Origin of the sequence: Mycobacterium sp. Aquia_213 (genome assembly GCF_026625985.1) — a bacterium.
GTDB lineage: Bacteria > Actinomycetota > Actinomycetes > Mycobacteriales > Mycobacteriaceae > Mycobacterium.
Genome location: NZ_CP113116.1, coordinates 5138280 through 5150391 on the forward strand (window position 1 = coordinate 5138280; position 12112 = coordinate 5150391).

The 12112-nt window shown below is 67.7% G+C and carries 15 protein-coding genes; 13 read left to right on the forward strand and 2 right to left on the reverse strand.

Annotation, left to right across the window (positions count from 1 at the left end; genetic code table 11):
• Positions 1-85: 85 nt before the first annotated feature.
• Positions 86-718, reverse strand: a complete 633-nt coding sequence (locus LMQ14_RS23915; protein WP_267732104.1) for an NADPH-dependent F420 reductase — start codon at positions 716-718, stop codon at positions 86-88.
• A 99-nt stretch (positions 719-817) separates the two neighbouring features.
• Here LMQ14_RS23915 and LMQ14_RS23920 point away from each other — a divergent pair, with 99 nt between their 5' ends.
• A complete protein-coding gene (locus tag LMQ14_RS23920; RefSeq protein ID WP_267732105.1) occupies positions 818-1300 on the forward strand; it encodes a MarR family winged helix-turn-helix transcriptional regulator in 483 nt (160 codons plus the stop codon).
• A 64-nt stretch (positions 1301-1364) separates the two neighbouring features.
• On the opposite strand, the gene LMQ14_RS23925 is transcribed toward LMQ14_RS23920, so the two are convergent.
• Positions 1365-1913 carry a TetR/AcrR family transcriptional regulator gene (locus LMQ14_RS23925; RefSeq protein WP_267732106.1) on the reverse strand — a complete coding sequence of 183 codons (549 nt, stop codon included), beginning with the start codon at positions 1911-1913 and terminating at the stop codon, positions 1365-1367.
• 83 nt (positions 1914-1996) lie between these two features.
• Between LMQ14_RS23925 and LMQ14_RS23930 the strand changes: the two genes are divergently transcribed.
• The 12 genes from LMQ14_RS23930 to LMQ14_RS23985 all read left to right on the forward strand — a co-directional run bounded on the left by LMQ14_RS23930 (position 1997) and on the right by LMQ14_RS23985 (position 12089).
• On the forward strand, positions 1997-2926 hold the full coding sequence (locus LMQ14_RS23930) for an aldo/keto reductase (RefSeq protein ID WP_267732107.1): 930 nt from the start codon (positions 1997-1999) through the stop codon (positions 2924-2926).
• 14 nt (positions 2927-2940) lie between these two features.
• Positions 2941-3402 carry a nitroreductase family deazaflavin-dependent oxidoreductase gene (locus LMQ14_RS23935; protein WP_267732108.1) on the forward strand — a complete coding sequence of 154 codons (462 nt, stop codon included), beginning with the start codon at positions 2941-2943 and terminating at the stop codon, positions 3400-3402.
• Positions 3403-3408: 6 nt separating this feature from the next.
• On the forward strand, positions 3409-4311 hold the full coding sequence (locus tag LMQ14_RS23940) for a 1,4-dihydroxy-2-naphthoyl-CoA synthase (RefSeq protein ID WP_267732109.1): 903 nt from the start codon (positions 3409-3411) through the stop codon (positions 4309-4311).
• Positions 4312-4343: 32 nt separating this feature from the next.
• Positions 4344-5240, forward strand: a complete 897-nt coding sequence (locus LMQ14_RS23945) for an SDR family oxidoreductase (protein WP_267732110.1) — start codon at positions 4344-4346, stop codon at positions 5238-5240.
• A gap of 41 nt (positions 5241-5281) precedes the next feature.
• Positions 5282-5914 carry a maleylpyruvate isomerase family mycothiol-dependent enzyme gene (locus tag LMQ14_RS23950; protein ID WP_267732111.1) on the forward strand — a complete coding sequence of 211 codons (633 nt, stop codon included), beginning with the start codon at positions 5282-5284 and terminating at the stop codon, positions 5912-5914.
• A 21-nt stretch (positions 5915-5935) separates the two neighbouring features.
• Positions 5936-6343, forward strand: coding sequence for a VOC family protein (locus tag LMQ14_RS23955; RefSeq protein WP_267732112.1), 408 nt, complete (start codon positions 5936-5938; stop codon positions 6341-6343).
• Positions 6344-6440: 97 nt separating this feature from the next.
• A complete protein-coding gene (locus LMQ14_RS23960) occupies positions 6441-7649 on the forward strand; it encodes an inorganic phosphate transporter (RefSeq protein ID WP_420714563.1) in 1209 nt (402 codons plus the stop codon).
• Between the two features lie 6 nt (positions 7650-7655).
• Positions 7656-7955 (forward strand): hypothetical protein, encoded by a 300-nt coding sequence (locus LMQ14_RS23965; protein WP_267732113.1) that lies wholly within the window; start codon positions 7656-7658, stop codon positions 7953-7955.
• Between the two features lie 50 nt (positions 7956-8005).
• Positions 8006-8329 carry a DUF3349 domain-containing protein gene (locus LMQ14_RS23970; RefSeq protein WP_267732114.1) on the forward strand — a complete coding sequence of 108 codons (324 nt, stop codon included), beginning with the start codon at positions 8006-8008 and terminating at the stop codon, positions 8327-8329.
• Between the two features lie 68 nt (positions 8330-8397).
• Positions 8398-9471, forward strand: a complete 1074-nt coding sequence (menE, locus tag LMQ14_RS23975) for an o-succinylbenzoate--CoA ligase (protein ID WP_267735654.1) — start codon at positions 8398-8400, stop codon at positions 9469-9471.
• An 11-nt stretch (positions 9472-9482) separates the two neighbouring features.
• Entirely contained in the window at positions 9483-10841 is a 1359-nt protein-coding gene (locus tag LMQ14_RS23980; RefSeq protein WP_267732115.1) for a hypothetical protein, read from the forward strand.
• A gap of 6 nt (positions 10842-10847) precedes the next feature.
• Positions 10848-12089: an APC family permease gene (locus LMQ14_RS23985; RefSeq protein WP_267732116.1), complete on the forward strand. Its 1242-nt coding sequence runs from the start codon at positions 10848-10850 to the stop codon at positions 12087-12089.
• The last annotated feature ends 23 nt before the right edge of the window (positions 12090-12112 follow it).

The window sequence follows — 12112 nt, forward strand, 5'->3', positions numbered from 1 at the left end:
TTCTGAGATAGGTGGAGTGGGTGTTCTTCTTGTGCCGCTTGTTGTCCGACGTGATAAGGCGCGAAAAGTGTTGGTGCCGTTGCGCTCAGCTGCGAATGCTGACACCGAGGAAGAGGTTGGTGTTCTTGACGGAGTGCGTGATGAGCCCCAGCTGCAGCAGGCTGGCGTTCTCCAGCGCCCGTGCCATGGGCAGCGGCCCGGCATCCATCGGGTGCATTCCCAGGCTTTCGATGAACACCGACACACGCGCCTTTGCCTGCGCGTCGTCGCCGGCGACGAACACGTCCACTGGGCGGCCCTCGACTGAGCCGGTCGCCAGCACGTCGCAGGGCAGGGTGTTGAACGCCTTGACGACGTGCGCGCCGGCGGGGACGGCCTTGGCGATCTCCTGCGCGCCGGAACTGCCGTCGGGGGTGAGGAAGCCGGTGAAATCCGGGGTGATGGGGTTGGTGATGTCGACGATGACCTTGCCGTGCAGGGCGTCCCCGTACTCGCGGACCACCGCCACCGCGCTGGTGTAGGGCACAGCGACGATCACGATGTCCCCGCCCGGGGCCGAACCGACCGTCCCGACAGTTGCGGAGCCGAGCGCGGCGGCCAATGCTCTGGCTTTGACCGGGTCGCGGCCGATGATCTCGACTGTGTTGCCGCCGGCGAGCGCACGGCCGGCCAAGGCGCTGGCCATGCTCCCCACGCCGATGATGCTGATGCCGCTCATGACATGTCCCGTCTTCACGTACGATCGAAAAGGTTGACTCGTCCACCATAAGACCGTTTGGATGATGAGTCAACCAAATGAGAGAAAGCATGGAACCAGATGGAACCGGACTGGCTGAACCCTCGTGAACACCGCGCCTGGCGGGCCTTCGTAGACGCGCGTCATCAGGTCGGCGTGCACCTGGACCGGGGCCTGCAGGGATCGGGCCTGTCCGGGGCCGACTACGAGGTCCTGGCGCTGTTAACGGATCACGACGGGGACCGAATGCCTTCCCATGAGCTGCGCAACGCACTGGGCTGGGAGAAGAGCCGTCTCTCCCACCAATTGCGGCGCATGCAGAAGGACGGGCTGATCAGCCGCGAGCCCAACCCCGCCGACGCCCGCAGCACCCTGGTCTGCCTGCTCCCGGCTGGCCGCGCGGCCATCGAGAAGGCGGCGCCCGGGCACGTGGCCGACGTCCGCCGGAACTTCATCGACCTGCTCACCCCGGCTGAGCTCGACATGCTCGCCGCCCTCAACGAACGAATCCTGCGCCACCTGGCCAAAGACGACGACTCCTCCGCCGAAGACGAGCCCTCATAGTCTTCATCGGCCGTGACGTGTTGACCTTCATGCTGGCGCGGAAGCTGGCTTCACACGCGGCGGGCTAGCGGGCGATGCCTGCCAACAGCAGGTCGAGCATCCGGCCGGTTTGTTCGGGCGAGCCGCTGACGAGAAAGATTCCGATCAGGCTGGACACCACGTCCTCGGCCGACACATCGGAGCGGAGGCTGCCGTCGTCGGCGCCGGCTCGCAACAGCGTGTCGGTCGCGGAGACGATGCTCGCGTGCATCTGATTGATTTCTACGGCCCCAGACTCGACCATCGCGCGCAATGAGTCGGCCATTCCCTTCTTGGCGTCGACGAAGCTCGCGTAGCGGTCCATCCAGCGCCGCAGCGCCGCCTTGGGCGGATGTTCTGCCAGCAGCCGATCCGCCGCCGCGACCACCTCGGCCAGCTCGGCCCGGTAGACGGCCTCGATGAGCACCTCCCGACTCGGGAAATGCCGATACAGCGTCCCGATCCCGACGCCGGCCTCGCGGGCGATCGACTCCAGTGAGACGGGTCGGCCCTCGGCGTTGGCGAACGCCGACGTCGCCACCGCGAGGAGCTTGTCGCGATTGCGGCGCGCGTCGGATCGAGTTGGCTCGACCAAATCGGAGGCTCCTCCGTTTCTGCTACGCTGACACAAGCGGAGGATCCTCCGCATTTCTTCAAGTGTCTCACGTGAGGAGCACCATGACGGACCTAACCGGCACCGGCACGATCGGAACCCACGCGGTCGCCCGCGTCGGCTACGGCGCCATGCAGCTGATGGAATCCTCGCCGGAGGACGCGGCCGCGGTGCTGCGTCGAGCGATCGAACTCGGCGTCAACCACATCGACACCGCGTCGTTCTACGGACCCGGCGAGGTCAACCGCCGCGTCCGCGCGGCGCTGGCCCCCTACCCGGACGACCTCGTCATCGTCAGCAAGGTCGGCGCGCGCTGGACCGGCGAGGACCCGATACCGCTGGCCGGGGCGCAAAAGCCCGCCGAACTGCGCACGGCCGTCGAAGACGATCTCAGTCAGCTCGGCCTGGACCGCATCGCGGTGGTCAATTTGCGGCGGATGGATCTCGGCCCGGGCGTGGGCGCAGAGGGCGACCAGATCGTCGACCTCGACGATCAGCTGGCCGAGATGATCGCGCTGCGCGACGAGGGCAAGATCGGCGCGATCGGCGTCAGCAGTGTGCCGCTCGACGTGCTGCGCCGCGCGCTGCCCGCGGGCATCGTCTGCGTGCAGAACGCGTACAGCCTGCTCGATCGCTCCCAGGAGGAGATGATCGAGGTCTGCGAGGCCGAGGGCATCGCGTGGGTACCGTACTTCCCGCTCGGGTCGTCGTTCCCCGGCTTTCCGAAGGTCGCCGACAATCCCGTCGTGGTCGACATCGCGGGCGAAATCGGCGCGACGCCATCCCAGGTCGGCTTGGCCTGGCTGTTGGCCCATTCCCCGAACACGTTGCTGATTCCCGGCACCCGGTCGATCGCTCACCTTGAGGAGAACCTCGGTGCGGGAGGCGTCACGCTGGGGGCCGACGCGCTGGCCCGGCTGGACGCCGTCACCACACCGGGGATCGACCCGTGGGCGCACGGCGTCGAACCCTTCCTGGAGGCGCCGCAAGGCTGACTACTGTTGCGGGCATGGCGCGTGCCGACGACCCCAAGCCGCCCTGGTGGCTGAAACCGGCGAACAAGGTCTTCATCCAGATGTCGCGGCTCGGGCTGAGCTTCGGCGGTGAGAGTCCCGTAGTGCTGACCGTGCCGGGCCGCAAGTCGGGCACACCGCGTTCGACGCCGGTGACGCCGATGACCGTCGACGGCAAGCGCTACGTCGTCGCCGGCTTTCCCGGCGCGGACTGGGTGCGCAACGCCAGGGCGGCCGGGCAAGCCACGATCCGCCGTGGCCGCACCGAGGAACGGGTGCGGACGGTGGAGTTGTCCGCGGCGGACGCGCGCCCGATTCTGCGGGTGTTCCCCACCGAAGTGCCAACGGGTGTGGGATTCATGAAGCGGGCCGGACTCGTCACCGAGGGCAGTCCCGACGAGTTCGAGCGTCTGGCAGGCCGCTGCGCGGTATTCCGCCTGGACCCGTTTAGGAGTTGAATAGCCTTGAGTGACAACCCATTTGATGCGCAAGCCTGGCGGCCGGTCGACGGCTTCGGCGATCTGACGGACATCACGTATCACCGCCACGTCGACGACGCGACGGTCCGGGTGGCGTTCGACCGCCCCGAGGTGCGCAACGCGTTTCGGCCCCACTCCGTCGACGAGCTGTACCGGGTGCTCGACCACGCCCGGATGTCCCCCGATGTGGGCGTGGTGCTGTTGACCGGCAACGGCCCGTCGCCCAAGGACGGCGGCTGGGCGTTTTGCTCCGGCGGCGATCAGCGGATCCGCGGGCGTTCGGGTTATCAATACGCATCCGGCGAAACCGCCGACACCGTCGATGCGGCCCGAGCCGGCCGGCTGCACATCCTCGAGGTGCAGCGGCTGATCCGCTTTATGCCCAAGGTGGTCATCTGTCTGGTCAACGGCTGGGCCGCCGGCGGCGGGCACAGTCTGCACGTGGTCTGCGACCTCACCCTGGCCAGTCGCGAGCATGCCCGCTTCAAGCAGACCGACGCCGACGTCGGCAGCTTCGACGGCGGCTACGGCAGCGCGTATCTGGCCCGTCAGGTCGGCCAGAAGTTTGCCCGGGAGGTCTTCTTCCTGGGCCGCCCCTACACCGCCGAGCAGATGCACCACATGGGCGCGGTCAACGAGGTCGTCGACCATGTCGACCTCGAACGCACCGGCATCCAGTGGGCAGCCGAGATCAATGCCAAATCCCCGCAGGCACAACGGATGCTCAAGTTCGCGTTCAACCTGCTCGACGACGGCCTGGTGGGCCAGCAGCTGTTCGCCGGTGAGGCCACCCGACTGGCCTACATGACCGACGAGGCGGTCGAGGGCCGCGATGCGTTCCTGGAGAAGCGCGACCCGGACTGGAGCCCTTTCCCGCGCTATTTCTGAGCGGCCCGAGGCGCCGCCTAGACTTCCGGCCTGTGAGCAAGAGCCCGATTCGCCGGTTCGCCGACCAGATTGTGCTGGCCAGCATGCGGCCGCCGATTTCACCGCAAGTGCTGGTCAACCGGCCCGCGATCAAGCCGATCGACCTGGAGGGCAAGCGGATCCTGCTGACCGGGGCGTCGTCGGGCATCGGCGAAGCCGGCGCCGAGCGGTTGGCCCAGCACGGCGCCACCGTGGTGGTCGTCGCCCGCCGTCAGGACCGCCTCGACGCGCTGGCGCACCGGATCAATTCCGCGGGCGGCACGGCACTCTCGATCGCGTGCGACGTCTCGGACATGGACGCGGTGGACGCACTGGTGGCCGACGTGGAAAACCGTCTCGGCGGCGTCGACATCTTGATCAACAACGCCGGCCGGTCCATCCGCCGGCCACTGGGCGAGTCGCTGGAGCGCTGGCACGACGTCGAGCGGACCATCGTGCTCAACTACTACGCGCCGCTGCGGCTGATGCGCGGGCTCGCGCCGGGGATGCTGGATCGCGGCGACGGCCACATCATCAACGTCTCGACCTGGGGGGTGCTGTCGGAGGCGTCGCCGCTATTCGCGCCCTACAACGCATCCAAGGCGGCACTGTCCGCGGTGAGCCGCGTCGCCGAAACGGAATGGGGCCGACGGGGTGTGCACTCGACGACGCTGTACTACCCGCTGGTGGCCACTCCGATGATCGCTCCGACGAAGGCCTATGACGGGTTGCCGGCTCTGACATCAGAAGAAGCCGCCGAATGGATGGTCACCGCCGCCCGCACCCGGCCGGTAAGAATCGCCCCGCGGATGGCGATCGCGGCCCGGGCACTCGACACCATTGGGCCGCGCTGGGTGAACACGATCATGCAACGCCAAAACCTACAGCCCAACCGCGAAAACGGAAGCTGATACACCCGGCTTCGGAGTGTTAGCGTTGCGTTCTCAGGGCCATGTCGGATATCTGGAACACCATCGCTGACGAGCGCGGTGCGCTCGCGACCGACCTCGCCGACCTCACGCCGGCGCAATGGGATGCGCCGTCACTGTGCCCGGGTTGGACGGTCCGCGACTTGGTCGCCCACCTGTCGGCGACGGCCTCGCTGAATCCGGCCACGTTCTTTGCCGCGATGGCGAAGGCGCGGTTCAACTTCGACCGGTTCGCCAATGGCCAGATCGCCAAGCATCTCGGGCCCGATCCGGTCGCCACGCTGACCGGATTTCGCCGCTTGCAGCACTCCACCTCCGCCCCGCCGGGGCCGACCGCATCGTGGCTCGGTGAGGTGGTGATCCACGGCGCCGACATCCGCCGTCCGCTGGGCATCCCGCATGCCTACGACTTGGACACCGTGCGTCAGGTGATCGACTTCTACAAGGGCTCCAACATGCTGATCGGCGCCAAGAAGCGCATCGCCGGGCTGAGTTTGTCTGCCACCGACGACGATTGGCGACACGGTGAAGGCGACACCGTTGAGGGGCCGCTGCTGTCGCTGCTGCTCGCCATGACCGGGCGGCGCAGTGCGTGTGACGACCTGAGCGGGCCGGGCGCGGCCGCGCTGCAAAGCCGCTGCGGGTCGGCCCGATAGATACGTGATAGACACGACGCTATGGAGATCCTGTTCAGCCGGATGCTGCTTCGGCCGGCTGACTATCAGCGGTCGTTGACGTTCTACCGCGACGAAATCGGCCTGGCCATCTACCGCGACTATGGCGCGGGCACAGTGTTTTTCGCGGGTCAGTCTTTGCTGGAGCTGACCGGCTGGAGCGACTCCGACCGTTCGCCGGGGCCCTTCCCGGGCGCGCTGTGGCTGCAAGTCCGCAACATCGAAGCGACCCAGGCCGAACTGGCCGGCCGCGGAGTGCCGATCGCCCGCGAAGCACGTCGCGAACCATGGGGCTTAAAAGAGATGCACGTGACCGATCCGGACGGCATTACTCTGATCTTCGTCGAGGTCCCTGGAGACCATCCATTACGCCGCGACACCCGAGGTGAACAACAGGGAACGGCTGGTTAACTGACAGGTAACATCTGGCGACGAGTCGAGATATACCTGCGATTACGTTCCGTGAGCATTCGACAATTTAATTCCCCAACCACCAGAATCAGGCGCTGTGGACATACAACTGTTCCTCTTGATCATTGTCGTAGTTACGGCATTGGCTTTCGATTTCACCAACGGCTTCCATGACACCGCGAACGCGATGGCGACCTCCATTGCCAGTGGCGCGCTGAAGCCCAAAACAGCGGTAGCCCTCTCCGCGGTGCTCAACCTGGTGGGTGCGTTTCTGTCCACCACCGTCGCCGCCACGATCGCCAAGGGCCTGATCGATTCCAGCATCGTGTCGCTGGAACTGGTGTTCGCCGGGTTGGTCGGCGGCGTCGTCTGGAACCTGCTCACGTGGCTGCTCGGTATCCCCTCGAGCTCGTCACACGCGCTGATCGGCGGCATCGTCGGTGCCACGATCGCGGCCGTGGGCGCGCACGGGGTGATCTGGTCGGGCGTGATGTCCAAGGCGATCATCCCGGCCGTCGTGTCGGTGTTCGTGGCCCTGTTCGTCGGCGGGTGCGCAACCTGGGCGGTCTTCCGGATCACCCGCGGCCTGCAGAAGGAGCGCACCGAAGCCGGGTTCCGGCGCGGCCAGATCGGGTCGGCGTCACTGGTCTCGCTGGCGCACGGCACCAACGATGCCCAGAAGACGATGGGCATCATCTTCCTGGCCCTGATGTCCTACGGCTCGGTCAGCAAGAGCGCCGCGGTCCCACCGATGTGGGTCATCGTCTGCTGCGCCATAGCGATGGCCACGGGTACCTACCTGGGCGGCTGGCGGATCATCCGCACCCTGGGCAAGGGACTCGTCGAGATCACGTCGCCGCAGGGCATGGCCGCCGAATCATCCTCTGCTGCGGTCATTCTGCTGTCCGCCCACTTCGGGTACGCGCTGTCCACCACCCAGGTCTGCACCGGCTCGGTGATGGGCAGCGGGCTGGGCAAGCCCGGCGGTGAGGTCCGCTGGGGCGTGGCCGGGCGCATGGCCGTCGCATGGCTGGTGACGCTTCCGCTGGCCGGCCTGGTCGGCGCGGTGACCTACTGGATCGTCCACTACATCGGCGGATACCCCGGCGCCGTCGTCGGCTTCGGGCTACTGGTCGCGGTCTCGGCCGCCATCTACATCCGGTCTCGCAAGAACAAGGTCGACCAGAACAACGTCAACGACGAATGGAAAGGCGACCTGACGTCCGGCCTTGACGACGCCAACAAACCCGGCGGGGGCGCCAAGGTAGGCGCCGCTTCCGGTTCCGACGACGTGAGTGTGGGGTAACGTCCGATGACTCAACTGAGCGAGTGGTTCAACTACGAGGCCACCCTGAAGATTTTGCTCTTCAGCATGCTGGCCGGCGCCTTCCTGCCCGGGCTGTTCGCCGTCGGGATCCGGCTGCAGGCTCTCGGCTCCGGAAACGTTGGGGCTGACGGCTCCACGTCGCAGCCGAACCCGGTGTTGTCCGGCCTGGCCTGGGTGATCTACGGGCTGGTTATCGCCGTGATCGTTATTGGTGTGTTGTTCATCGCCCGCGATTTCATCGCGCACCACACTGGGTATCCCTTCCTGGGGGCCAAACTTAAGTAGCATCGAATCGTCGTCCACCGAATACCGAGCCCCAGGGGCGGAGTGAGCAAGTGAACCGATTCCTTACCTCGGTCGTTTCGTGGTTGCGCGCGGGCTATCCGGACGGCATCCCGCCGACGGATACCTTCGCCCTGCTGGCACTGCTGGCCAACCGATTGACCAACGACGAGGTCAAGCTCGTGGCCAATGCGCTGATGGAACGTGGCGACTTCGACAGCATCGACATTGGTGTGATGATCAGCAAGCTCACCGACGAGCTGCCGTCCGATACTGACGTTGAGCGAGTGCGAGCCCGGCTGGCAGCTCAGGGCTGGCCGCTGGATGACCCACACGACGATGAGCGTGACGAGCTCGATGGTGGAGCGCACGCATAGCTGTTCTGCGTGCGCTCAGCGTCTCGCCCGGCTCCGCTGCCGCAGTGCTGTTACCCGCGTTGGAGCGGGTGCTGGCTGGCCGTGATGCGGCTTTCGTTGCGACACCACCGGATTGGGATGCCGAGCTCGACGCCTTGCGGGTAGGCGAAGCGATCGACGACGACGTGGCGTTGGTTGCGACGACGTCGGGAACCACCGGTAAGCCCAAGGGCGCCTTGCTCACTGCCGCGGCCCTGGCCGCCAGCGCGGCCGCCACGCACGACCGCCTCGGCGGACCGGGCAGCTGGCTGCTGGCGCTGGCGCCGTATCACATCGCCGGAATCCAGGTGCTGGTGCGCAGCGCCCTCGCTGGCTCGGTGCCCGTCGAGCTGGACGTGTCGGCCGGGTTCGATATCGCCGAATTGCCTTCTGCCGTAGCTAGATTGGAGCCCGGTCGGCGATACACCTCGCTGGTCGCCGCCCAACTGGCCAAGGCACTCACCGATCCGGCGGCGGCGGCCGCGCTTGCCGAGCTGGACGCCGTACTGCTCGGCGGTGGGCCGGCTCCACGACCGGTGCTCGATGCCGCGGCGGCCGCGGGGATTGCGGTGGTCCGCACCTACGGCATGAGCGAGACCGCGGGGGGTTGCGTCTACGACGGTGTCGCGCTGGACGGTGTGCGGCTGCGGGTGGACGACGGCCGCGTCGTAATCGGCGGCGCGACACTGGCTAACGGCTATCGCAACCCTGTTGATCCCGACCCGTTCGCCGAGGCGGGCTGGTTCCGCACCGACGATATCGGCTCGATCGACGAGTCCGGCGCGCTGAGCGTGCTGGGCCGCGCCGACGATGCGATCAGTACCGGCGGACTGACGGTGCTGCCGCAGCCGGTCGAGGCCGCGCTGTGCACCCACCCCGCCGTCGGCGACTGCGCGGTGTTCGGCCTGGCCGACGACCGGTTGGGGCAGCGGGTCGTCGCGGCGATCGTGGTGCGTGCCGGCTTCGACCCGCCGACGCTGGACGCGCTGCGCGCACATGTGGCCCACACCCTGGACGGCACCGCGGCGCCCCGCGAGCTACACATCGTCGACGCGCTGCCGCGCCGCGGCATCGGCAAGGTGGACCGGGCGGCGCTGGTACGCCGGTTCGGCGCCGGTCAATAGGCTGGTCGACCGTGAGGATTGCCCGCCGGGAGATGTCAGCCGTCGCGGCCGGTGCCGGCCTGGTCGCGGCCGCGATCGTGCTGCCGTCGCTGAACTGGGGCGTCAGAGGGCGCCTCGACCGCGGCCCGGAGCGCTTCGACACACACGCCGAGTCGGCTCCGTTGTTCGGCGCCTGGGAGATCCACGCCAGCTGGGGAACCGGGCCGGCGATTCTGCTCGCCATTGCCGCCGTGGTGTGGGGACCGGTCGTAGCACAACGTCTTTCGTGGCGTGCCCTGACGCTGGGCAGCTGGGCGGTGGCCTGCGGGTGGGCGTTCTCCCTGGCGATGATCGACGGCTGGCAGCGCGGCTTCGCGGGCCGGTTGACCACCCGGGACGAATACGTGACCCAGGTGCCCAGCATCACCGACATCTCGGCGGCGGTGCGCACGTTCTCCAGCCGGATTCTCGACTACCAGCCCAACTCCTGGATCACCCATGTTTCCGGGCATCCGCCGGGCGCGCTGTTGACGTTCGTCTGGCTGGACCGGCTCGGCCTGCACGGCGGAGCGTGGGCCGGCCTGCTGTGTCTGCTGGTCGGCTCCAGCGCGGCGGCGGCCGTCGTGATCGCCATCCGCGCGTTGGCCGACGAGCAGACCGCGCGACGGGCAGCCCCGTTCGTCGCAATCGCACCGACGGCGATCTGGGTGGCGGTCTCGGCCGACGGCTACTTCGCCGGCGTCACGGCGTGGGGCATCGCGCTGTTGGCCGTGGCCGTGCACCGACGGGTAGGGTTCCCCGCGCTGATCGCGGCCGTCGCCGGGCTGCTGCTCGGCTGGGGCGTCTTCCTCAGTTACGGCCTGGCGTTGATGGGCCTTCCCGCAGCGGCAGTGCTGATTTCGGCCACCGACTTCCGGGCGGCCCTGCGGGCACTGGGCCCCGCCACGTTGACCGCGTTGGCGGTGGCGGTAACCTTCGCTGTTGGAGGGTTCTACTGGTTCGACGGCTATACGCTTGTGCAGCAGCGCTATTGGCAGGTGAACGCGATCGCTAACTACCGGCCATTTCAGTATTGGTGGTGGGCAAATCTGGCATGCGTGGTGTGTGCGATCGGTCTGGGCGGCGTCGCGGGCATCACCCGGGTGTTCGACGTTGCCGCCATCCGCCGTCGCTGCGGCTTTCACTTGGTGTTACTGGCCATGCTGGCCGCGATCGTCTGCGCCGATCTGAGCATGCTGAGTAAGGCCGAGGTGGAACGGATCTGGCTGCCGTTCACGATCTGGCTCACCGCCGCACCCGCGCTGCTGCCAGTGCGGTCGCATCGGGCGTGGCTGGCCGTCAACGCCGCCGGGGCGCTGCTGGTGAACACCGTCATGGTCACCCACTGGTAGGCGGTCATGACAGATCAGCCCGGACTGGCGCGTCGGCTCAATACGACCGACGCGGTCGTCATCGGGCTGGGTTCGATGATCGGCGCCGGGGTGTTCGCCGCGTTCGGCCCGGCCGCGCGGGCGGCCGGCGCGGGCCTGCTGATCGGGCTGGCGCTGGCCGCGATCATCGCCTACTGCAATGCCACCTCGTCCGCGCAACTGGCCGCGATGTATCCGACGTCGGGCGGGACATACATCTACGGGAGGGAACGTCTCGGCCCGTGGTGGGGCTTCGTCGCCGGATGGGGATTCGTGATCGGCAAGACGGCGTCGTGCGCGGCAATGGCGCTCACCGTCGCCGCGTACGCGGTTCCCGGTGCGGGTGTGTGGGTGCAGCGAATCGTCGGGATCGCAGCGGTGATCCTGCTGACCGCCCTGAACTACCGCGGCGTCACCAAGACCGCGATGCTGGCCCGAATTCTGTTGACGTGCACCCTGATTGCGCTCGCCGCCGTGGTCATCTCCATCGCGGTGAGCAAGCCGGACCCGTCGCACCTGAGCGGGGCCTGGTTCACGGGCTCGATCTACGGGGTGTTGCAGTCGGCGGGTCTGCTCTTTTTCGCGTTCGCCGGATACGCACGGATCGCGACGATGGGTGAGGAGGTCCGCGACCCGGCCCGCACCATCCCCCGGGCGATAACCATTGCCCTGTCGATCGCGGTGGTGATCTATTTGGTTGTCGGGGTGGCCGCGCTGCTGGCCGCGGGACCCGAACGACTCGCGAATGCCGTTGCGCCACTGGCCGAGGCCGTCCGGGCCGCCGGCGCCCCGGCGCTGGTGCCGGTGATCTCGGCCGGAGCGGCGTTGGCCAGCCTTGGCGCACTGCTGGCGCTGATCGCCGGGCTCGGGCGCACCACGCTGGCGATGGCGCGACACCGGGATCTGCCGGGCTGGCTGGCGGCTGTGCACCCGGACCACCGGGTACCGCACCATGCCGAGATAGCGATCGGAGTGGTGGTCTGCATCCTGGTGAGCGTTGTCGATCTGCGTGGGGTGATCGGCTTTTCGTCGTTCGGCGTGCTGATCTACTACGCGATCGCCAACGCCGCCGCGTATACGTTGCGCCGCCGCCGCGCTGTGAACGCCTGCGGGCTGGCCGGGTGCCTGCTACTGGTCGCCACCTTGCCGTGGGAATCGGCGGTCGCGGGGTTAGCGATATTTGCCATCGGGATCGCCGGGCGCGCTGCGGTGTTGCGCCGAGGAGTCTGAGAGCCCGCTTTCGGCGGCCTCGA